The 20,884-nt window shown below is 66.6% G+C and carries 18 protein-coding genes; 11 read left to right on the top strand and 7 right to left on the bottom strand.

Translation table 11 applies throughout. From position 1 onward, the window contains the following. Positions 1 to 242 precede the first annotated feature (242 nt). Entirely contained in the window at positions 243 to 1,019 is a 777-nt protein-coding gene (locus tag OSB52_RS05355) for a crotonase/enoyl-CoA hydratase family protein (RefSeq protein WP_235722990.1), read from the bottom strand. Between the two features lie 70 nt (positions 1,020 to 1,089). On the opposite strand from OSB52_RS05355, the gene OSB52_RS05350 reads away from it, so the two are divergent. Continuing rightward, positions 1,090 to 2,373, top strand: coding sequence for an aspartate aminotransferase family protein (locus OSB52_RS05350; RefSeq protein ID WP_266060584.1), 1,284 nt, complete (start codon positions 1,090 to 1,092; stop codon positions 2,371 to 2,373). Between the two features lie 4 nt (positions 2,374 to 2,377). Here OSB52_RS05350 and OSB52_RS05345 read toward each other — a convergent pair whose 3' ends face one another. Together OSB52_RS05345 and OSB52_RS05340 are read right to left on the bottom strand one after the other, a co-directional pair. Then, the gene (locus OSB52_RS05345) at positions 2,378 to 4,396 is read right to left on the bottom strand and encodes an OPT family oligopeptide transporter (RefSeq protein WP_266060583.1); all 2,019 of its coding nucleotides are present in this window, start codon (positions 4,394 to 4,396) and stop codon (positions 2,378 to 2,380) included. Between the two features lie 207 nt (positions 4,397 to 4,603). Beyond that, complete coding sequence (locus OSB52_RS05340; protein ID WP_266060582.1) at positions 4,604 to 5,323, bottom strand: DsbA family oxidoreductase; 720 nt, start codon at positions 5,321 to 5,323, stop codon at positions 4,604 to 4,606. 192 nt (positions 5,324 to 5,515) lie between these two features. On the opposite strand from OSB52_RS05340, the gene OSB52_RS05335 reads away from it, so the two are divergent. Next, positions 5,516 to 5,971 (top strand): MarR family winged helix-turn-helix transcriptional regulator, encoded by a 456-nt coding sequence (locus tag OSB52_RS05335; protein ID WP_235722994.1) that lies wholly within the window; start codon positions 5,516 to 5,518, stop codon positions 5,969 to 5,971. Positions 5,972 to 6,091: 120 nt separating this feature from the next. After that, positions 6,092 to 7,639, top strand: a complete 1,548-nt coding sequence (locus OSB52_RS05330) for an MFS transporter (RefSeq protein WP_266060581.1) — start codon at positions 6,092 to 6,094, stop codon at positions 7,637 to 7,639. 15 nt (positions 7,640 to 7,654) lie between these two features. Here the strand turns inward: OSB52_RS05330 and OSB52_RS05325 are convergent, their stop codons facing one another. Next, positions 7,655 to 8,653, bottom strand: coding sequence for a LacI family DNA-binding transcriptional regulator (locus OSB52_RS05325; RefSeq protein WP_277614946.1), 999 nt, complete (start codon positions 8,651 to 8,653; stop codon positions 7,655 to 7,657). Positions 8,654 to 8,838: 185 nt separating this feature from the next. Between OSB52_RS05325 and OSB52_RS05320 the strand changes: the two genes are divergently transcribed. The 4 genes from OSB52_RS05320 (at position 8,839) to OSB52_RS05305 (ending at position 12,933) form a co-directional block, all read left to right on the top strand. Then, on the top strand, positions 8,839 to 10,020 hold the full coding sequence (locus OSB52_RS05320; RefSeq protein WP_235722996.1) for a Gfo/Idh/MocA family protein: 1,182 nt from the start codon (positions 8,839 to 8,841) through the stop codon (positions 10,018 to 10,020). Between the two features lie 41 nt (positions 10,021 to 10,061). Further along, the gene (locus OSB52_RS05315) at positions 10,062 to 11,063 is read left to right on the top strand and encodes a sugar phosphate isomerase/epimerase family protein (protein ID WP_266060579.1); all 1,002 of its coding nucleotides are present in this window, start codon (positions 10,062 to 10,064) and stop codon (positions 11,061 to 11,063) included. Between the two features lie 30 nt (positions 11,064 to 11,093). Continuing rightward, complete coding sequence (locus OSB52_RS05310) at positions 11,094 to 11,966, top strand: sugar phosphate isomerase/epimerase family protein (RefSeq protein WP_266060578.1); 873 nt, start codon at positions 11,094 to 11,096, stop codon at positions 11,964 to 11,966. 94 nt (positions 11,967 to 12,060) lie between these two features. Then, positions 12,061 to 12,933, top strand: a complete 873-nt coding sequence (locus OSB52_RS05305; RefSeq protein WP_266060577.1) for an SDR family NAD(P)-dependent oxidoreductase — start codon at positions 12,061 to 12,063, stop codon at positions 12,931 to 12,933. Positions 12,934 to 12,940: 7 nt separating this feature from the next. On the opposite strand, the gene OSB52_RS05300 is transcribed toward OSB52_RS05305, so the two are convergent. Beyond that, the gene (locus OSB52_RS05300; protein WP_266060576.1) at positions 12,941 to 14,167 is read right to left on the bottom strand and encodes a sulfotransferase family protein; all 1,227 of its coding nucleotides are present in this window, start codon (positions 14,165 to 14,167) and stop codon (positions 12,941 to 12,943) included. Positions 14,168 to 14,171: 4 nt separating this feature from the next. Further along, the gene (locus tag OSB52_RS05295) at positions 14,172 to 15,389 is read right to left on the bottom strand and encodes a DUF1214 domain-containing protein (RefSeq protein WP_266060575.1); all 1,218 of its coding nucleotides are present in this window, start codon (positions 15,387 to 15,389) and stop codon (positions 14,172 to 14,174) included. Positions 15,390 to 15,433: 44 nt separating this feature from the next. Between OSB52_RS05295 and OSB52_RS05290 the strand changes: the two genes are divergently transcribed. Continuing rightward, entirely contained in the window at positions 15,434 to 16,585 is a 1,152-nt protein-coding gene (locus tag OSB52_RS05290; RefSeq protein WP_266060574.1) for an acyl-CoA dehydrogenase family protein, read from the top strand. After that, positions 16,585 to 17,613: an acyl-CoA dehydrogenase family protein gene (locus OSB52_RS05285; RefSeq protein ID WP_266060572.1), complete on the top strand. Its 1,029-nt coding sequence runs from the start codon at positions 16,585 to 16,587 to the stop codon at positions 17,611 to 17,613. Before OSB52_RS05290 ends, OSB52_RS05285 begins: the two co-directional genes overlap by 1 nt. Before the next feature lie 21 nt (positions 17,614 to 17,634). On the opposite strand, the gene OSB52_RS05280 is transcribed toward OSB52_RS05285, so the two are convergent. After that, the gene (locus OSB52_RS05280) at positions 17,635 to 18,819 is read right to left on the bottom strand and encodes an MFS transporter (protein WP_266060571.1); all 1,185 of its coding nucleotides are present in this window, start codon (positions 18,817 to 18,819) and stop codon (positions 17,635 to 17,637) included. Between the two features lie 51 nt (positions 18,820 to 18,870). Here OSB52_RS05280 and OSB52_RS05275 point away from each other — a divergent pair, with 51 nt between their 5' ends. Together OSB52_RS05275 and OSB52_RS05270 are read left to right on the top strand one after the other, a co-directional pair. After that, positions 18,871 to 20,064 carry an ROK family protein gene (locus OSB52_RS05275; RefSeq protein ID WP_266060570.1) on the top strand — a complete coding sequence of 398 codons (1,194 nt, stop codon included), beginning with the start codon at positions 18,871 to 18,873 and terminating at the stop codon, positions 20,062 to 20,064. A 205-nt stretch (positions 20,065 to 20,269) separates the two neighbouring features. Next, a partial coding sequence (locus OSB52_RS05270) for a DUF222 domain-containing protein (RefSeq protein WP_266060568.1) occupies positions 20,270 to 20,884 on the top strand: 615 nt, incomplete at its 3' end.

Raw genomic sequence — 20,884 nt, 5'->3', positions numbered from 1 at the left:
TACCGAGAGCGCGCCCTACCGCTGATCGAGTAGCTGCGAACGGAGTGAGTGGCGTATCGAGATCCTCGGATCGAGTAGCGGCGAACGGAGTGAGTGGCGTATCGAGATCCTCGGATCGAGTAGCGGCGAACGGAGTGAGTGGCGTATCGAGATCCTTGGATCGAGTAGCGGCGAACGGAGTGAGTGGCGTATCGAGATCCTTGGATCGAGTAGCGGCGAACGGAGTGAGTGGCGTATCGAGATCACCGTTTCGCCCACCGCGCGACCCGCTCCTTGTGCTCGGTCGTCTGGTGCGCCAGCGGTTGCATCGCGGCGGCCAGATTGAGCGTCGAATCCAAGGAGCCGGTGCGCGACTCGGTGAGCAATCGTTTCGCCATCCGCAACGCGTGCGGCGGGTTCTTTGCGATGCGTCGGGCCAGTGCGGTGGCCTCGTCGAGCAGGACGTCGTCGGAAACGACCCGGCCCACGAGGCCCCAGTCGAGGGCGGTCGCCGCATCCACCCGGTCGCCGGTGAAGGTCATCTCGGCGGCCCGTTCGTAGCCGATGGCGCGCTGCAAGAACCAGGAGCCGCCGTCACCCGGGATCAGTCCCAGCTGCACGAAGCTCTCCGCGAAGAACGCGGATTCTGCCGCCACACGCATATCGCACATCATCGCGAGGTCGCATCCCGCGCCCACCGCTGCGCCGTTGATCGCCCCGATGACCGGGACCTCGCACCGATGTAGCGCCCGCGGGATACGTTGGATGCCATCGGCATAGCCATGACGTTGATCCACGGCCTCGAGGCCGAACAATCCCTGACCGTCGGCCATCTCCCGCACGTTGCCGCCCGCCGAGAAGATGTGTCCCGCCCCGGTGAGGATCACCACGCGCACCGCGGGGTCCGCGTTCGCCTCGTCCACGGCCCGTTCGAAGGCCGTGATCACCTCGGCTCCGGTGATCGCGTTGCCGACCTGCGGCAGGTTGATGGTCCAGACGGCCACGCCGTCGGAGATGTCGATGTCGAGGGGTTCGGGCACGTCGTCGGCCTTTCTGCGTCGAATGGTCTCGCTTGCAGCCTACGACCCGGCCGGCCGTACGGTGGGTGGCATGTCGAGCAATCCCACCCGCCACCTCGTCCGGTACGGCGGTTCGTTCTCTCCCGATCTGATCGCGCGCGCCGAGGGCTCGTACGTGTACACCGAATCCGGGCGGGCACTCCTCGACTTCACGTCGGGACAGATGTCGGCGATCCTGGGCCACTCCCATCCCGACATCGTCGCAACCGTCCGCGAGCAGGTCGGCACGCTGGATCACCTGTTCAGCGGCATGCTCTCGACACCCGTCGTGCAACTGGCACAACGCTTGGCCGAGTCGCTCCCGGAACCGCTCGAGAAGGTCCTGTTGCTCACCACCGGCGCCGAGTCGAACGAGGCCGCGGTCCGGATGGCGAAACTCGTGACCGGCAAGCACGAGATCGTGTCGTTCACCCGGTCATGGCATGGCATGACCCACGCCGCCGCAGCCGCCACCTACAGTTCCGGCCGACGGGGATACGGGCCGGTCGCTGCCGGAAACCTCGCGCTACCCACCCCGAACGCCTACCGCCCGGACTTCACCCACCCCGACGGCTCGCTGGACTGGCAGCGTCAACTCGACTTCGGTTTCGAGATGATCGACGCGCAGTCGGTCGGGTCGTTGGCCGCCTGCATCGTCGAACCGATTCTCTCCTCCGGTGGTGTGATCGACCTACCGCCGGGGTATCTGCGTGCGCTGAAAGACAAGTGCGAGCAGCGCGACATGCTGTTGATCCTGGATGAGTCGCAGACGGGGCTCTGCCGGACAGGCGACTGGTATGCGTTCCAACGGGATCAGGTAGTCCCCGACATCCTGACGCTGTCGAAGACTCTCGGCGCGGGATTGCCTCTCGCCGCGACGATCACGTCGACCGAGATCGAGGCCATGGCCCACGAACGCGGGTTCCTGTTCTTCACCACACACGTCTCCGATCCGCTCGTGGCAGCCGTCGGCAACACCGTGCTCGACGTACTGATCCGCGACGAACTCGATGATCGCGCCCGCCGCGCCGGCGCCTTGCTGCGCGACGGTCTGCTGTCCATCGCCGGTCGCCACGAGGTGGTCGGCGACGTTCGCGGTCGTGGCCTGATGCAGGGCATCGAACTGGTCACCGATCGCGACAACAAGACCGGCGCAGACGAACTCGGCGCTGCGGTGACGCGCCGCTGCTACGACCTCGGCCTGCACATGAATGTCGTCCAGCTACCGGGCATGGGCGGCATCTTCCGTATCGCACCACCCCTGACCGCCACCGACGACGAGTTGCACTCCGGGCTCGAGATGCTCGATCAGGCCATCGCAGAGTGCGCTCACTAGGAACTCACGACGAGGATTGCTTCGCCGCGTCGGGTCCCGGCGTCTCCTTTGCCGCCCACAGACGCGTCCACCGGTAGAGCCAGGCGATCACGGCGACGAAGGCGACCACACCGAGGATCTCCGAGCCGGTCTCCCATCCGTCGCCGATGAACGGCAACGCCAGAATGGTGTCATCGCCGGTGGACGCGACGATGGCCGCGAACACCACATTCCACAGACTCTCGCCGACGATGAGGCCCGTAGCGAGTAACACGCCCATGCGCTTCTTGCGCTCGACGTTGCTGCCGGTCCCCTCGGCCCACTTGTTGTAGGCGCGCCCGATGAATGCGCCGATCGGGATGATCAGCGTCACCGACATCGGCAGGTACATGCCCATGCCCACCGCCAGTGGCGGAACGCTGAATCTGCTTCCGGTGCGGGTCAACACCTCGTCGACAATGATCACCACCGCGCCGATGAGGACGCCCACCCCGATCAACGCCCAGTCGAGGTCGCCGCCGAACACCCCCTCGGCCAGTGACGAGATCAATCCGGCCTGCGGCGCGGGCAACGCGTCCTCGCCGGCTCCCGGCGCACCGACGAACCCGAACGCGGTCTGCATCAGCTGCAGCACCGGCGGGATCACCACGGAGCCGAAGATGACGCCGATCACCAACGCCACCTGCTGTTTCCACGGTGTCGCACCGACCAGCTGACCGGTCTTGAGATCTTGCAGGTTGTCGTTGGAAATGGTGGCCACGCCGAACACTATGGCGGCGGTGAACAATGTGTAGGCGACCAGCGCCGCGGACTGTTCGTCATTCGCGCTACCGAAGGTGATCTTGATGACGACGGCCGCAACGAGCACCACCACGATCCCGACACCCGAGATCGGGCTGTTCGACGACCCGATCAGACCGGCCATGTATCCGCAGACCGATGCCACGATCAAGCCGATGAGGAACACGAAGATGATGCTCGCGGTGATGATCCCGGCCGCGCTGCCGTGTAACACGGTGTTGGCCGCGAAGTCCCACAGCATGAAACCGATCGGGATCAACGACGCCAACACGACACCGGAGACGATGGTGATCGGGATGTCCTGCTCGGTGAGGTCCACCGTCGAACCGGCGCGACGGGCGCGGGTGGAGACCAACGCATCCTTGATACCGCGCACGATCGGCCCGATGATCTTGAGCAGCGTCCAGATCGCCGCGATCGCGATCGCTCCGGCCCCGATGAACCGCACATCGTTGGTGAAGACGTTGTCCACGACGTCGGCGATCGAGCCGGACGGGGGAAGATCGCCCCACGTCCGGATCGGCAGCAGCACACCGTAGGAGATGAACAGTCCGATCAGCATCGAGATACCGACGGTGATGCCGACCAGATGTCCGACACCGATCAACGAGAACAGCAGACCCGCACCGAATGTGGTGCCACCCTGACCGATCCGCACATACCCCGAGATGGTCCCGGCGATGAGCTTGGTCTGGGTGAGGATCGAGAAGACCGCAGACACAACGCCGCCCACCACGATCACACGCAGGCCGCGGCGGTTCTCCTCGGCACCCTGCGCGGTGTCACCGACCTTGAGGACCTCGGCGGCGGCCGCACCCTCCGGATAGGGCAGATCAGATCCCGTGACGAGCGCGCGGCGCAACGGGATCGAGTACATCACGCCGAGGATGCCGCCGATCAGACACACCGCGACCGTCGTCCAGTACGGGAACCCGGTCCACCACCCGATCATGATCAAGCCCGGCAGCACGAAGATGATCGCCGAGAGAGTTCCGGCCGCCGACGCGATCGTCTGCACGATGTTGTTCTCGACGACGGAGTGATCGGCGAAGTACCGCAGGATGCTCATCGAGATGACCGCGGCGGGAATCGCGGTGGCGAAGGTCAGGCCCACCTTGAGGCCCAGATAGACGTTCGCGGCGGTGAACACCAGGGTGATCAGACCACCGAGAATGATGCCCCTGATGGTGAGTTCACGCAGGCTCGCCGACGAACCCTTCACAGTGGAGCCTGGCGTGGACATGACAGCGACCCCTTACCCGACCGTGCTCGGCTGGTGACTCGCGCGAGATGGGCTCTCGGCGAGTCTGCGGACTGGAGCTAACTCTAGGAGCGCCATGTTCGATCCGCAGGGATTCGTCGACGCCCATTTCCGCACGTGTCGCGGCATTTGTCGTACTTGCCGGAATCATCGCCCGGGCCCCGGCCGTGCTGTCAGTGGCCCGCGGTCTCAGCTTGGGCTGGGTACGGCGCAACCGTCCGGACCGCATGCGGCGGCGTCTTGATCACCGACGATCGTGACGGGCCGCTCCTCCCATGCCAGTTGCAGTGCGCGCGCAAAGGTTTCGGTCGGCTGGGCGCCGGACACCGCATACTTTCCGCCGAATACGAAGAACGGCACACCGGTGACCCCGAGTTCGCGGGCCTGCTGCTCGTCGCGGCGGACATCGTCGGCGTAGGCCTCCGGGTCATCGAGCGTGGACCGCACCTCCGACTCGTCGAGGCCCGCGGACACCGCGATCGCGACGAGCCGCTCCCGGTCGCCGAAGACGGGGGTCGGGTCGGCGAAGTTGCCCGCATACAGGCCATCGAGCATGACATCCTGTTTGCCGTGCGCGGCAGCGAGATGTAGCAGGCGATGCATGTCGAAACTGTTGCCGTAGTCCCGGCCGCCGGCCTGGTAGGGCAGATCGATCTCGGCGGCCTGGGCTGCGATGCCGCGTTCGTTTGCCTGCGCCTGCTCCACCGGGATGCCGTACCTGTGCGCGATGTGTTCTTCGACGGTTCCGCTGGTGCCGGCGGGGATCGTCGGATCGAGTTCGAAGGACCGGTGCACCACGGTGATCTCGTCGCGATGAGCGAATTCGGCCAGGGCCAACTCGAAGCGACGCTTTCCGAGGTAGCAGAACGGACAGTTGATGTCGGTCCAGATGTCGACGGCGACGGTCATGGTGGCGATGGTCCTCTCCGGTCGGCGCCTCTCGACCGACCACCGAGGTCCAACGCGGTATCGCTGCGTCGTGTTCCATTCCGTGTGCCATTGCGCTGCGGTCGGCGCCCAGACGCGGGGTCGGTAGTGTGTGATCGGTCGGGGTTCGACGACAACACCGATCACAATTCGCGGGGAAGGACCACGGCGCCGATGGGATCGGATCCGATCACCGACCTGGAAGCCGAGTTCGCCGACATCTGGCGCCGCGGCCGCATCCAGATGCGCGCACGTGCCCGTGCAATCCATCCTCGACTCGACCCGACCTGCTACCCGTTGCTGGTGCTGCTGTCCCGCCACGACGCGATCCGGATGTCGGACCTGCTCTCCGACCTCGGGTTGGAGAAATCGACCCTGACCCGGCAGATCGACTCGGTGGTTCGGCTACGTCTGGTCGAGCGCCATCCCGACCCGGACGACGCTCGCGCTCGCCTGGTCGCGTTGACCGACGAGGGGCGCTCACGGCTCGACGAGGTGGCCACCACCGCGACCGCGGTTTGGCGTGAGCGTCTGTCCCGTTGGAACCCGGACGATGTCCGTCAACTCGCTGACCTGCTACATCGCCTCGCCGTCGACACCGCTGACGTCTCCTCCGACCCCGAGGAATAACCCCAGATAGTTGAAGGTTGCAAGTACCAGCTAGATAGTTGCGGTACTCAACTATTCGCTGCGCGCCGCACTCCGGCGCACTCTCGCCCGCATCTCGCACTGATCGGCCTGCTGCTCGGGATGTTCGTGGCCTTCCTGTCCTCGACGATCGTGTCCAATGCGCTACCCGTCATCATCACCGACCTGCACGGCACGCAAGACCAGTACACCTGGGTGGTCACGGCGACGCTGCTGGCGTCCACGGCCACCACCCCCATCTGGGGCAAGATGTCGGATCTGGTGAACAAGAAGCTGCTCGTGCAGCTCTCACTGGTGCTGTTCACCCTCGGCTCGATCCTGGCCGGACTTTCTCAATCGGTCGGCATGCCGATCGGTTTCCGCGTCATCCAGGGCCTGGGCCTCGGTGGCCTGCAGGCACTGGTGGTGATCGTCATCGCGTCGATGTTCAGCCCGCGTGAACGCGGTCGCTACCAGGGGCCCATCGCCGCGGTCATGTCGGTCGCGACCGTTGCCGGACCGCTGATCGGCGGCGTCATCGTCGACACCAGCTGGCTCGGCTGGCGGTGGACCTTCTACGTCTGCGTCCCTCTCGCGGTGATCGCGCTGTTCGTCATCCAGCGCACCCTCGATTTGCCCCACGTCCGCAAAGACGTCCGCATCGACTACGTGGGCGCCGCACTGATCGCCGCCGGGGTCAGCACCCTGCTGATCTGGGTGACACTGGCCGGCAAAAGCTTCGACTGGGCATCTGGCTTCTCGTATGGCCTGGTGGCGCTCGGCGTAATCCTCCTGGCCGTCGCGGTGTGGACCGAGACCAGGGTCGCCGATCCGATCATCCCGCTCTACCTGTTCCGCGACCGCACCATCACCCTGGCCACCGTGGCCAGCGTCGCCGTCGGCGTCGCCCTGTTCGGTGGGGCGGTATTCCTCGGTCAGTATTTCCAGATCGCGCGTGGCTATTCGCCCACCGCTGCCGGCCTGCTGACCTTGCCGATGGTCATCGGGTCGATGGTGTCCGCATCGGTGTCCGGCTCGCTGATCACCCGCTACGGGCGATGGAAGATCTACCTCGTGGTCGGCGCGGCGATGATGACGCTGGGCTTCGGCCTGTTGTCGACGATCGACGCCCACACCAACATGGTGCTGCTGGGTGGGTTCCTGTTCATCCTCGGCGTCGGCATGGGCATGACCATGCAGAATCTGGTCCTTGCCGTGCAGAACAATGTGCGGCCCGACGATCTCGGCTCGGCCACGTCAACCGTCGCGTTCTTCCGCTCCCTCGGCGGCGCCGCCGGTGTGTCCGTGCTGGGCGCTGTGTTGTCGAATCACGTCACCGATCTGATCGCCCGAGGGTTGTCGGCGCTGGGGGTCGGCGCCGGCCAGTCAGATGGTGCCACGGCCGGGCTCGCCAACCTCAACGAGTTGCCCACACCGATCGCCGATATCGTCCGCGGCGCCTACGGCGACGGCACCGCACGCATCTTCTTGGTTGCCGCGGTGATGGCGGGCCTGAGTCTCATCGCCATCCTGTTCATCAAGGAGGTCGCGCTGAACACGCTCAGCGCCGATCAGCAGCGGATGGTCGATTCCCGTAATGCAGCAGACGTCGACGATGAGACCGTCGATCCAAGCTCGGGTCTGCCGGAGAGGGCTGCCGGCGCGACGTGAACGAGCCGGTAAACGTCATGGCACGCCGAGTTCGGACAAACGTGCCGGGCCACTGGTCGACCGCACGACGAGCTTGGGTACGAGCACTGACGACGCGCGGCGGGCGCGCCGGCCGTCGAGGCGCTCGACCACGGCCGCGACGGCCTGCTCGGCTTGCGCGCCAGGCTGCTGACTCACCGTGGTCAAGTCCACATTCGCGAGCCTCGCCAGGGCAGAGTCGTCGTATCCGGTGATCGACACCTCCCCCGGTACGTCGTAGCCGGCGCGTCGCACCACATCGAGCACCCCGACGGCGAGCCGGTCATTGGCACAGACGATCGCGGTGGGCATCGCAGCGCCGACCATGTCACGAGCGGCCGCCATCCCCGCGTCCTCGGTGTAGCCGCCGGCGTCGATTACGGCGCCACGGGGATCAAGCTGATGCCGTTGCATGGCGCGCAGAAAGCCGGTTCGCCGATCGCTCGCGATCACACCGGGCCCCGCCGCCACATGCGCGATCGGGCGGTGACCGAGACCGACCAGGTGATCGACGACCGCACCGATGCCGCGACCGTCGTTGGCGCGCACCACGTCGATCGACGCCGAGCTCATCCGTCGACCGACCACCACAGTCGGCAGCTGTTCACCCAGTCCGACGATGTCTTTGGTCTCCAGCTCCGGACCGATGAGAAGCATTCCCTCACAGCGAAAGTCGATCAGCGTCTCGATGACCCGGCGCTCGTCGTGGGTGGGCGTGACCGCCCCCAGCACGGTCTCGTATCCGACCAGATCCGCCGCGGACACGATACTCTCGACGATCTCGGCGTGAAAACTGTTGCGAATCTGCACCACCACACCGAGCAGATGGGACCGGCGAGCAGTCATCAGCGCGGCCGCACGGTTCATCCGGTAGCCGAGGGCGTCGGCCGCAGCCAGCACGTCCTCGCGCGTTTTGTCGCCGACCCCTGGCGCCTTCCGGAAGACCAGCGACACGGTCGCTTTGGAGACACCGACACGATCCGCGACGTCCTGCATCGTCGGTCGGCTCGACCCGTTCGCCACCTCTGCACACTCCCATCCGATTGCTTCAGACCCGGGGGCTTGACACACCCCTGTGACTGGGCTCATAGTAGCGGAACTAGACCGGTTTAGTAGACCGGACAAGTTGAGACTTCGACCACCCGGCGAGGGAGCCGGAATCAGCACGAAGGAGCTGGCCAGTGACTGACAGAACGATCGGCGTCGCCGTCATCGGCGGCGGTATGGCAGGCCGCGCGCACGCCGCGGGCTACCGGATGGCGAGCACCCTGTTCGGCACCCACCGCCCCGACGTGCGGTTGGTGGCCATCGCCGACGCCAACAAGGCCGTCGCCGACGACACCGCCAAGCGCTACGGCTACGAACGCGCCGAATACGACTGGCAGGCCATCGCCGAGGCGTCGGACATCGACGTGGTCAGCGTCGTCGTCGCCAATCACTTGCACCGTGAGATGGTCGAGGGCCTGCTGGCCGCCGGCAAACACGTTCTGTGCGAGAAGCCCCTGGCCGGCTCGGCTGCCGATGCCGAGGCGATGCTGCTCGCGGCCGAGCGCGCCGACAGCCTGGCCGTGGTCGGTTACACCTACCGTCGCTCGCCCGCCGTGGAGCAGATCCGTCGTGAACTGGCCGCCGGTACCGTCGGCGAGTTGGTTCATTTCAACGGCCACTACTGGTGCGACTACGGCCTCGACCCGTCGTCGCCGATCACCTGGCGCCATCGCGGCGGACCCGGCACCGGGGCGCTGGCTGACGTCGGCAGCCACCTGATCGATCTCTCGGAGTTCGTGTGCGGACCGATCACCGAGGTCAGCGGCGCCACGTTCCACACGCTGATCACCGAGCGTCCGGTCCCGGTCGGCACCACCTACGGCCACACCAAAGCCGAGGTCACCGGCGAGATGGCACCGGTGGAGAACGAGGACGTCGCCACCTTCACCGCCACCTTCGCCAACGGCGCCGTGGGCACCTTCTCCGCATCCCGCGTCGCCCACGCGTTGCCCGACGGTCTCGGTTTCGAGCTCTTCGGCTCGCAGGGCTCGGCGTCATGGCAGCTGTTCCGGGCGAGCGAGTACGAGATCTCCGTGGTCGGCGACCGCCCCGAGCTCTCCGGTCCGCGTCGCGTGATCATCGGCCCTGATCACCCCTACATCCGTGGCGGTCTGCCGATGGACGCCGGCGGCGTCGGACACGGCAAGGCCGAGTTCTTCGCCTATCAGGCACGCGCCTTCCTCGACCAGGTCGCCGGAATCGACGGCGGCCTCGCCCCGGTCCCCGACTTCGCCACCGGCGTGCACAGCATGCGCACCGTCGCGGCGATCACCGAATCGGCCCTCGGTGGTGGCGCCACCGTCAAGGTCTCCTGAAATCCACTCGCTTCACACACTTTTCGAAAGGTTCTTGAACAATGAAACTCGGCGTCTACACCGCGATCTTGCACGACAAGCCCCTGCGTGAGGCCCTGGAGACCATCGGCTCCCTCGGTCTGACGGGCGCGGAGATCAATGCTGGCGGATTCCTGCCGACCCCGCACCTGCCGGTCGACGATCTGCTGTCCGGCGCGGTCTCCCCGCAGGAGTATCTGGCCACCTTCGACGGCACCGGCGTGTCGATCGCCGGACTCAACTGCAACGGCAACCCGCTGCACCCCGACCCCGAGGTCGGCCCCGAGGACGCCGAAGACCTGCGCAAGGCCATCCGTGTCGCGGGATTGCTGGGCGTGGACCGGGTGGTCACCATGTCCGGTCTGCCACAGGCCCATCCGGGCGGGCAGTGGCCGGCCTGGCACGTCAACACCTGGGATTCGGGCTATCTTGATTCGCTGGACTACCAGTGGGATGAGGTGGCCGTGCCGTTCTGGAAAGAGATCGACGCCCTGGCCCGCGAACACGGCGTCAAGGTCGCCATCGAAATGCATCCGCAGAACCTGGTGTTCAACCCGCCGACGCTCAAGCGTCTCGTGGACAAGGTCGGCGCCACCAATGTCGGCGCCGAGATGGACCCGTCACATCTGTTCTGGCAGGGCATCGACCCCGTCGCCGCCATCGAGTGGCTGGGGCCGCTGGTGTTCCACGCCGCCGCCAAGGACACCCGGATCAACAAGAACTGCGAGATCTACGGTGTGCTGGACGAGCGGTTCACCCGTATCCCGATGTCGCAGAATCCGACCGGTCTCGGTGGCAAGCACGTGGTGAACAAGTGGCCGGAGGACTCGGCGTGGGATTTCGTCGCCGTCGGCCGCGGGCACGACGTCGACTTCTGGGCCCGTTTCCTGCAAGCGCTGGAGAAGGTCGATCCCGACATGTGGGTCAACATCGAACACGAAGATGTCGAATTCGGTGCGCTGGAAGGCCTACAGGTGGCCGCCGAGAGTCTGGAATCGGCCAATTCCGTCGGCACCGCCCGCTGACACGCCGCCGAACAGTCAAGGAACCCGCTGATGAAACTCGCCCTCGACCCGACTCCGTTTCACCACAGCCACGAATTGTTGGAGTTCCCGGCACTGGTCGCCGAGCTCGGCTACGAGTATCTGCAGTTGACCCCGCACCGTGACTTCATCCCGTTCTTCAACCACCCGCGCGCCGACGACGATCTCGTCGCGAAGTTCCGCAAGGCCTGTGCGGATGCGGGGGTGGGTGTCGCCTCGGTGCTGCCGGTGCTGCGCTGGTCGGGACCCGACGAGGACGCCCGGGAAGCCGCCGTGCGCAACTGGAAACGCGCCATCCAGATCACCGTCGACCTCGGGGTGAACGTGATGAACACCGAGTTCTCCGGCCGTCCGGAACGTGCCGAGGAATCCGAGCGCGCGTTCTTCCGCTCGATGGAAGAGTTGATGCCGATCATCGAACGCGAGGGCATCGACGTCCGCATCGACCCGCACCCCGACGACTTCGTCGAGGACGGACTGGAGGCGGTCCGCATCATCCGCGGGGTGAACTCACCGAACCTCGGCATGGTGTACGTCGCCTGCCACACTTTCCACATGGGCGGCAACATGTCCGAGATCATGACCGCCGCCGGCGACAAGCTCCGCCTGGTGCACGTCGCCGACTCGATGGACCACCACCGGTCACACGGCTTGCGCTACATCACCAATCCGCCCGGCAACGCCGTGCGCGTGCATCAGCACCTCAAGATCGGCGACGGTGACGTCGACTGGGACGAGTTCTTCGGCGGTTTGGGGCGTCTCGGCTTCTACGATCGCGACGATACGGTGATGGTGTCATCGGTGTTCGCCGAGAACGAGAACGCCGCGGAAGTGTCGCGCTACCAACACGACACGATGCTCGCCTACATGGGCAAGCACAGTTGATCGGTCTGGCCGCAGTTTCGGAGTCCGGCTTGGGGCCGGAACTGCGGCCAGAACTTGCAAGTGCGGCCAGAACTGTCAGCGCTACGCTCGTGGCATGAATGACCGACTCACGGCTCTCGCCGGACGACGTGTGGTCGTCACCGGCGCCACCAACGGACTGGGGATGGCCACCGCGCGGGCACTCGCACAGGCAGGGCTGCGCGTGGTGTTGGCAGTGCGCGACACCGACCTCGGCATGCAGCGCGCCGACCAGTTCGGCGGCGACTGCGAGGTGCTGCCGCTCGATCTCGCCGACCTGTCGTCGGTACGGGCGTTCGCCGACACTCTCGATGGTCCGATCGACTACCTGATCAACAATGCCGGAGTGTTCCCGCACCAGCATCGCCGCACCACCGACGGCTTCGAATTGGGTATCGGTACCAACTTCCTCGGCCCGTTCGCATTGACCAATCTGTTACTGCCAGGCATCGAGCGGCGGATCGTGTCGGTGGCCTCCGACGCTCATCGCGGCGCGAAGTCCATCGATCCCGATGACCTCGACCTCACCCGGTCGCGGTGGAGCCCGCCGCGTGCCTACGCACGGTCCAAGTTGGCGGTGATGCTGTGGGGCCTGGAACTCGACCGGAGGCTCCGGACAAGTGGCTCACCGGTGAGCGCGATGCTGACCACGCCGGGCTGGGTGGCCTCGAACATCTCCAACAAACCGCACCTCGGTATGGCACACAAGGTGGTGCAGGGCGCCGCCGCTCGGTTCGCCAACAATGTCGATGCCGGCGCACAGACCACCCTGTACTGTCTCACCCATCCGATCGCACCGGGCAGCTACGTCGGCGTGGACGGCATATGGGCCCTGCGCGGCGAGCCCGTGCTGTTCGGACGATCTACCGCTGCATGCGATTTCGAGTCCGCCGCCCGACTGTGGGCCAAGGCCGAAACGCTGACCGGCATCCCCTGCCCGATCTCCTGAACGAGCGTCACAGGTCGAACGCGGTGCGATAACGCGCGTATGCGGCGTTCACCTCATCCTCGGCGAGACCGAAATCGGCGAGCGCGTAGGTGTGGACGCCGTGGGCGTGCTGGGTATGGCCGGCCCGGTGACGCTCCATCTGTGCCCGCGTGCCGTCGGTGAGGTCGACGCCCGCCGCGGTGTAGATCCGCGCGACCTGCACCATCGGATCGTCGACGAGGTCGTCGTAGAAGACGTCGACGAACACCTCGGGGCGTTGCCGGCGCACTTCGAGGGCGCGTTCGACCATCGCCGCATTGCGCGCCAACCAATGTCGCGCGACACCTGCGGCGTCCACATGGTCGCTGAACATGGAGTGTCCGTGGGCGAGCATGCTGGAGAACGACGCGGTGGTCCGCAGCGGATCGCGGTGGGTCTGCACGATCACCGCACCCGGAAACACATCGAGCAGGGTGTCGAGATGTTCGAGATGAGCCGGCGTCTTGAGCACCCAGCGCGGTCGCGGGTTCTGGGCGTGCAGGATCTGCAGCAGAGTTCTGAGGTATCGATAGGACGCGTGCACGTCCTGCCGCTGCAGCCACGCGGCGTAGGACGGCACGTGCAGCATCGCCTCCGGCACCTGTGACAGAAGTGAATACTCCTGCAGCAGAACATCTTCCTCGGGACCGTCCGCCTCCACCGCGTGGATGGCGAAGAACTGCGGATTCAGATAGCGCAGCGACCATTCGGCGACCCTTGTCTGCGCCACGCGCATCCTCGGCCGACCGGACTTCTCCCGCCTGCGTGGTAGCAGATGGACGACCTCCCACGATCCGACCGCACGCATGTCCGGGTCGGCGGCGATGAGCCGGTGCAGCATGGTGGTTCCGCTTCGTTGCAGCCCGGCGATGACGATCGGCGGCGTGATGGGCGTCGCCACGATCGTCGGGTCCCGCCGCAGCCGGTCGCCCACCCGCAACCGGGTGGTGAGGATGCCGTGCAGTCGCGCCCGGATCACCAACGCGCCGAACAGACTCAGCCGGGCTTCATCGATGATCGAGGAACACAACACATCGAGGGCCTCGTCTGCTTGCGGATCGGCATCCCAGGGCAGGCCGGTGGCCCGTTGTGCGCGTCGTCGCAAGGTGTCCGCCGACAGGTCGACCACCGAGACGTCACGCGCCTGCAGCATCTCGCCGATGCGGTTGACCGCGCGGACCGGACGCCGACGAAACGGCTCGAAAGTGCTCGACACGGGATCAGTACAGTTGCGCCAGGGCCGACAGCGTCACCACACGAGTCCGCGGCTGCGGATGGGTGTCTGCTTTTATCCAGCGAAACGTCATCGCGCCACACTCGTGGCCGGCGGTGTCGATCCAATTGGGCAGCCCCGGGTCTCGGTGGGCGACGACGATCCGCACACTGCCGTCATCGCGGTAGATCGCGGTGTGCTTGTTGACGTGGATCTGGTGGTAGCGGTAGTCCAGTGACTCCAGCCAGTGATTGTCGAGCTGGAAGTTCCAGCCGTCGCAGACGGGGATCTCAGCGTCGATGACGAGCGCTTCGTCGGGGCCGAGCCGCCAATAACTGTGGTAGTAGATGATGTTCGGGTCGCCACCGGCCTTCGTGGACCGTTCGGGATCGAACATCGGCAATTCGTTGGTATGTTGGGCGAAGTCACGCGCCCACTTCGCGAACAGCATCGACGCCCCGGCCACGAGCAGGCTCGCCTTGCCGAGCCCCGCGTCGAGTTGGGCGGCGGTCAGCGGCGTCGGTGGAGTCGCACCATCGAGGAGTTCGATGTGCAGTTCGGCGGGAACCTCGGCGGTCCGGTCGGCAAAGGTCTGTCGCACGATCAGCAATCCGGTCTGCGGAGTCATCGGCAACCAGTTGCCCGGGTGTTCGGTGGCCGACAGGATGAGTTCGAATCGACCGTCGTCGTCGATGGCGAGCTCGGTGGCCTCGACGTATCCGGTGGTCGGCATTTGGCCGCCCTCACCGTAATTGCCTTCCTGGGTGCCGAATCCCAGATAGTCGACGGTGCCGCGGGTTCCGGTGATGCGGTACTCCAGCGATCCGTCGATGGTGGCGTTGAGATAGTGGTTGTCGGGATTGTCCGATCCCATCTTGGCGGTCTCGTGAATCATCCGACGCAATACCGGCGCGGTGGGATCGGCGTACTCGACGAAGGCCTCGAGGCCGGCCCGGGTGAGCCGGCTGAGGTATCGATAGCCCTCGGCCTGCGTGACGGGGTCGGTCGGCGTGCCAGGGAAGACGATTGCCGCCCCGGCTGCTTTGAGCGTGTCGCAGAACTCGTCCCACGACGTCCCGCTCGCCACGCGTTTTTCGGCGACGCTGTCGGGCGTCTGACCGCGTAACCGCAGATACGCCACGCGCGCCTTGGTGAACTGCCTCAGTGCTGCCGTCGCGATCGTCCGCCCGTTCATCGTCCACCTCTCCACGCCGTCGGTCTCCATGAGACCACCGCACTCGCACTCCCCGACGGGTTATGGTGCAGGTCATGCCCGATCTCCGACTGGTCCCGCCGATCACCGACGATCCCGCACAGTTCGAGCCCCTACGCAGCGAGGTCCGCGCCTTCGTCGCCGAGCAGCGCGCTGCCGGACACATCGGGCGTGAGGTCGACACCTGGCTGACCGGGTGGGACGAGGACTTCACCCAAGCGCTGGCGCAACGCGGCTGGCTGGGTATGACGGTGCCGGTCGAATACGGTGGCCGCGGGCGCGGGCATGTCGAACGGTTCGTGGTCACCGAAGAGTTGCTCGCCGCAGGCGCCCCGGTGGCCGCCCACTGGATCGCAGACCGGCAGGTCGTCCCGTCGCTGCTGAATTACGGCACGGAACAACAGAAACAGCGGTACCTTCCGCGGATCGCCGACGGCACCTGCTTTTTCGCGATCGGCATGAGCGAACCCGATTCCGGCTCCGACCTGGCCAGCGTGCGCACCCGCGCTACACGTGTCGACGGAGGGTGGTCGCTGTCGGGAACCAAAGTGTGGACCTCCGGCGCCCACCGGGCCGAGGTGTTCATCTGTCTGGCCCGGTCACAGGCCCTGGACACCGCGCACCGCCATGCCGGGCTGAGCCAGTTCATCATCGACCTCGACAGCACCGGGGTCGATGTCCGCCCGATTCGGTCGATGGACGGAAGGCACCATTTCAACGAGGTGATCCTGGACAACGTCTTCGTCCCAGACGAGATGGTCTTCTGCACCATCGGCGACGGGTGGACCCAGGTCACCTCCGAACTCGCCTTCGAACGCAGTGGCCCCGAGCGGTTCCTGTCCACCCTGCCGCTGCTCGCCGAGACCGCAGAACAGACGCGGGCGCACATGATTCCGCACCATCCGGACCTGGGACGCTACGTGGCCCGGCTCGCCGGGTTGCATCAGATGTCCACCGCGGTCGCCGGTGCGTTGGCGCGCCACGAGTCTGCCGACACCGCAGCCGCAGTGGTGAAGGTGTTGGGCACCAGCACCGAGGGCAACATCGCCGCGTTCGTCGACACGCTGAGCGACGGGCTCGACCCAGCCCTGGCCGAGCACACCCGTCTGACCCGGACCGCTTTGGTGCAGCGTCCGGGTTTCACCTTGCGCGGCGGCACCAACGAGGTTTTGCGCGGCGTCATCGCCCGCGGTCTGGGGCTGCGGTAATGATCGAGGTGGATCAAGAACTCGCCGAACTGATGTCGGCGGTGTTCGTCGAGCACCGCAGGAAGCGGTCCACAGCACCGGACCGCACCACGGTGCCGACCTGGGACTTGGCACTCTGGGAGCAGCTCGACGAGGTCGGACTGGCCCGATTGACCGGTTCCGAGGCCAGCGGAGGTAGCGGTGCCACCTGGTTCGCCGCCGCCGAATTGCTGGATGCCGCAGCCCGGTTCGGCGTACCGACACCCGTCGTCGAGCATGATCTGCTGGCCGGCTGGCTCCTGGACGAGGCCGCCCTGCCGGTAGACGACGCGCGACGATCCGCGTGTGTCACCGACGAACACGGCATCGCGCGGGGAGTCGGTTGGGCGTCCGGCGCCGAGAAACTCGTCGTTGCCTGGCCGCACGCGGGTGGCCATCAGGTCGCCGACGTCGACATCGCCGATGTCGATGTGACCGCCGGCGTCAACATGGCGGGCGAGCCGCGTGACGTCGTCGCAGTTGCCGTTGATCGTCTCACCGGCGTCGACGTCCCGCCGGGCGTGATCGACCGGTTCGGTCTGCGCGGCGCACTGGCCCGCGCGGTGCAATCTTGCGGGGCTCTCGATGGGGCTGTCACCCTGAGTGTTTCCCATGCCTCTGCCCGGGAACAGTTCGGCCGACCGCTGGCGCGATTCCAGGCGGTGGCGGCGCTGGTCGCCGACGCCGCGGCCGAAGCCGCGCTCGCGCGCGCGGCGACCGAGGCCGCGCTGGCCGCGGCGGTACACAGCGAGTGGTCGGCGCCGAACCTGGCGTTCCTGATCGCGGTGGCCCGGTCATGTGCGGGGCGAGCCACATCGACGGTGGTGCGCAACGCTCATCAGGTTCACGGGGCCCTCGGGACAACACAGGAACACGGCCTGCATGAATTCACGCTGCCCGCGTTGGCGTGGTGTTCGGAGTTCGGCTCGGTGCACGCTTGGGAGCAGCGGATCACCGACGCCGCCGTCGACGCGGGCGCCGACGGACTCTGGCCGCTCATCGTCGGGTGAGACGTGTCGGCGCTCCGCTCCTCAGGGCGCGAAACCCCGCTTCCCCATCACCGCAACCGTGAGCCCCGCGACCACCAGCGCGGCTGCCGTCACGCTCAACGCCAGGATGGCCGGCGACGACCCGAGGAACAGTCCGCCGAGCACGGCCCCGAGCGCGATGCCGAGATTGGAGGTGCCGTTGATCCATGCACCCGCCACCTCGGGCGCCTCATGGAACACGCGCACCGCAGCCGTCTGATACATCGACGGAACGCCGCCGAACAACCCGTTCCACAGGGCGATCGCCACGACGAGACCGACGAACCACGCGTGGGTGAGGCCGACCGCGAGGATGGTGGCGGCCAACAGCGCCAGCACGGTCAGCACCGTCGTGCGCGGGTGCCGGTCGATGGTGCGCCCGACGCAGGCGAGACCGGCCAGGCCGCACACTCCGCACACCAGCAGCAGCGGGCCGATCCAGGATTCGCCGGCGCCGCCGGTCAGCAGGATCACGCTGATGTAGGTGTACACCGTGTACTGGCCGATGAACGTAAGCGTGTTGGAGGTGACCACCACACCGAGCGCCGAGCGGGCGCCGGAGGTTTGGATGCGGCGGCCGGCGGGTGTGCCGGACACCGCCGGTAGGAACCGCAGGATCGCGACCAGGACACCGGCCGCGAGCACCGCGAGCACCGCGAACGATCCCCGCCAACCAATCGCGGCGCCCAGTGCCGTCGACAACGGCACACCCAGTACGAATCCCGCGGTGGTGCCACCGGCGACGAGTGCCAGCCCTCGGCCCACCTGTCCACGTTCGACCAATCGCGGGACATAGCCGATGCACACCGAGAAGAAGAGCGCGTGCGCCACGCCGCCGACGACCCGGCCCGCGGCCACCACTGCAAAACTGGGCGCGAACGCGCTGAGCAGGTTGCTGATCAGGTAGCCCGCCACCGTGATGAGGATCAGCGGCTTGCGGGGATATCGGCGCGTCGCCACGGTCAGCGGAACCGCGAACACGGCGACCATCACCGCGAACACCGTCACGAGCAGGCCGGTGACGGCGTCGTCGACCCCGAACGCGCCGCCGATCGCCGGGAGCAGGCCCACGGGCAGCATCTCGGTGGTCACCGCGAGGAACCCGGCCACCGCGAGTGCTGCCAGCGCAGGCATGCGTTGCCGAACGTCCTGGCGGGTGTCGGGCGCAGCGGTCGGGGTCGTGAGCATCTCACGAATATAATCGGTGTTCGAGTTTAATGTAAATGCCACAATGTCCGGGTGTCACTCCCGTCTCCCGGCCCGGGCGCCGCGCGTTGGTCGACACCGGCACGGTTGATCGATCTGGTGCGTTCGCGCCCCGGCGTCACCCGCGCGGTGGCGGCGCAGGAGTTGGGCATCGGCAGTGGGGCGGCCACCGATCTGATGGCTCGGATGCGCCGCCTGGACCTACTCGACGAATCACCCGCGCCGGCGCAGGGTCGCGGACGCCCCACGACGATCCTCGAACCACATCCCGCTGGGCCGCTGGTGGTGATCGCGGAGTTGAGCCCGACCGGGTGGCGGGTGGCCACTGCGGATCTCTGTGGCGAACCCCGGATCGAGGCCGCGGCGGGCCGGTTACGGGGTGGGCCGGATCGGGTGCTCGCCGACATGGCAGACGCGATCGGCGCCGTCGTTCAACGCGACCCGTCACGGGTTCGGGCAGTGTCGGTGTCGGTGGCCGGTGCGGTACTCGACGACCGACTGGTCCAGTTCACGCCGCTGGGCTGGACCGACGTCGACCTCACCCCATTGACCGCGAACCTGTTGGCAGACAGCGACATCCCGATGCTGGTGGCCAACGATGCGACCCTGGCCGGGCTGGCCGAGGCCCGCACCGGGTCGGCGCGCGGTGTCGGCACGGCGTTGCACCTGATCATCGCAGTGGGCTTGGGTGGCGCCCTGGTTGTGGACGGCGTACCGGTTGTCGGCGCACATGGCGGCGCCGGTGAGTACGGGCACGTACCCTTCGGCGATCCGGCCAAGCAGTGTCCGTGCGGTGCGCACGGCTGCTGGGATCTCACCATCGACGGGCGCGCATTGGCCGAGCACCTGGGAGAACCGCCGCCGGACAATGCTTTTGACTATGCCCATGAGCTTCTTCGGCAGCATTCGGCCGGGGCGTCCGACGAACGCCACCAGCGAGCATTCGACCGCGTGGCCGCCGCGCTCGGCCGCGGCATAGCCGGCCTTGTCTCGATACACGACCCCGACATGGTCACCCTCGGCGGGCTCGCGACCCCCCTGAGGGCGGCCGCCCCCGAACCTTTCGAGGCGGCCTACCGAGCCGGGTTGATGTCGTTTCGCAAGCACCTGCCGTCACCGGTCGTCGATGGAATCCACGGCGATGACGGGCCGCTGCACGGCGCCGCCCTGCGGGGCGTCGACCACGTCACCACTGTCGACGCGTTGGCCCAATGGGCGCAACGCTGAGATTCGCAAACAGACACTCTGACCTGCGGTGATCATTCTTGTCGGTGGTGTGTTCTAGATTGGTGTGTGCAGGATGAGTTGATGCGAAACGGGTGGGCGCGAACTCGCTGAATCCGGTCTCGGGGTCGGATTGATCACGGTGGGTGGCATATCGGAAATGATCCTGCATCAGTTGGTTGTGATCAGATCCGTGAAGGGTGCGCTCGTGTCGTCCGTGTTGTCCTCGCCGTCGCCGTGGCCGCAGTTGCCGCGTGACTTTCTCGGTGGTGTGGATGCGGCCTACCCGGATGAAGACCCCACCAACGACATTCTGCTCGGGATGGCCGAGCTCGACCGCGGTCGCGCCTATCTCGCCTACGCCGAATATCGTTCGGTGGCAGCACTCTACGACCGGCTGGTCGCTGCGCGTGACGACACCGACGGTTTCGTGGTGGACGGCTTCGCCGACGCCGCAGCACGTATCGCCAAACTCCGCGGCACTTCTCGTGGCGCCGCGGAAACACTGCTCAATGATGCGGTCGCGTTGCGGGACCGGCTGCCGGAGGTGTCGGAATGTTTGCGTGACGGCGTGATCGGGCCGTGGCACGCGCAGAAGGCGGTCAGCCGGACCGACCTGCTCGACGATTCGTCAGCGGCGCCGTTGGTCGATGCGGCGATCGCACAGACGCTGCGGACCCGGAACGGGACCTGGAGCAAGGCACGTTTCCGCGACATGATAGACCGGATTGTGTTCCGTCATGACCCCGACGCGGTGCGGGAACGTCGGCAGCAGGCCCTTGATGACCGCCGGATGTGGACCCACCCGCGCGAGGACGGCACT

Origin of the sequence: Gordonia aquimaris (assembly GCF_026262595.1) — a bacterium.
Classification (GTDB): Bacteria; Actinomycetota; Actinomycetes; order Mycobacteriales; family Mycobacteriaceae; genus Gordonia; species Gordonia tangerina.
Note: the sequence above shows the minus strand (reverse complement) of the source record. Positions and strands in the feature narration are given on the sequence as shown.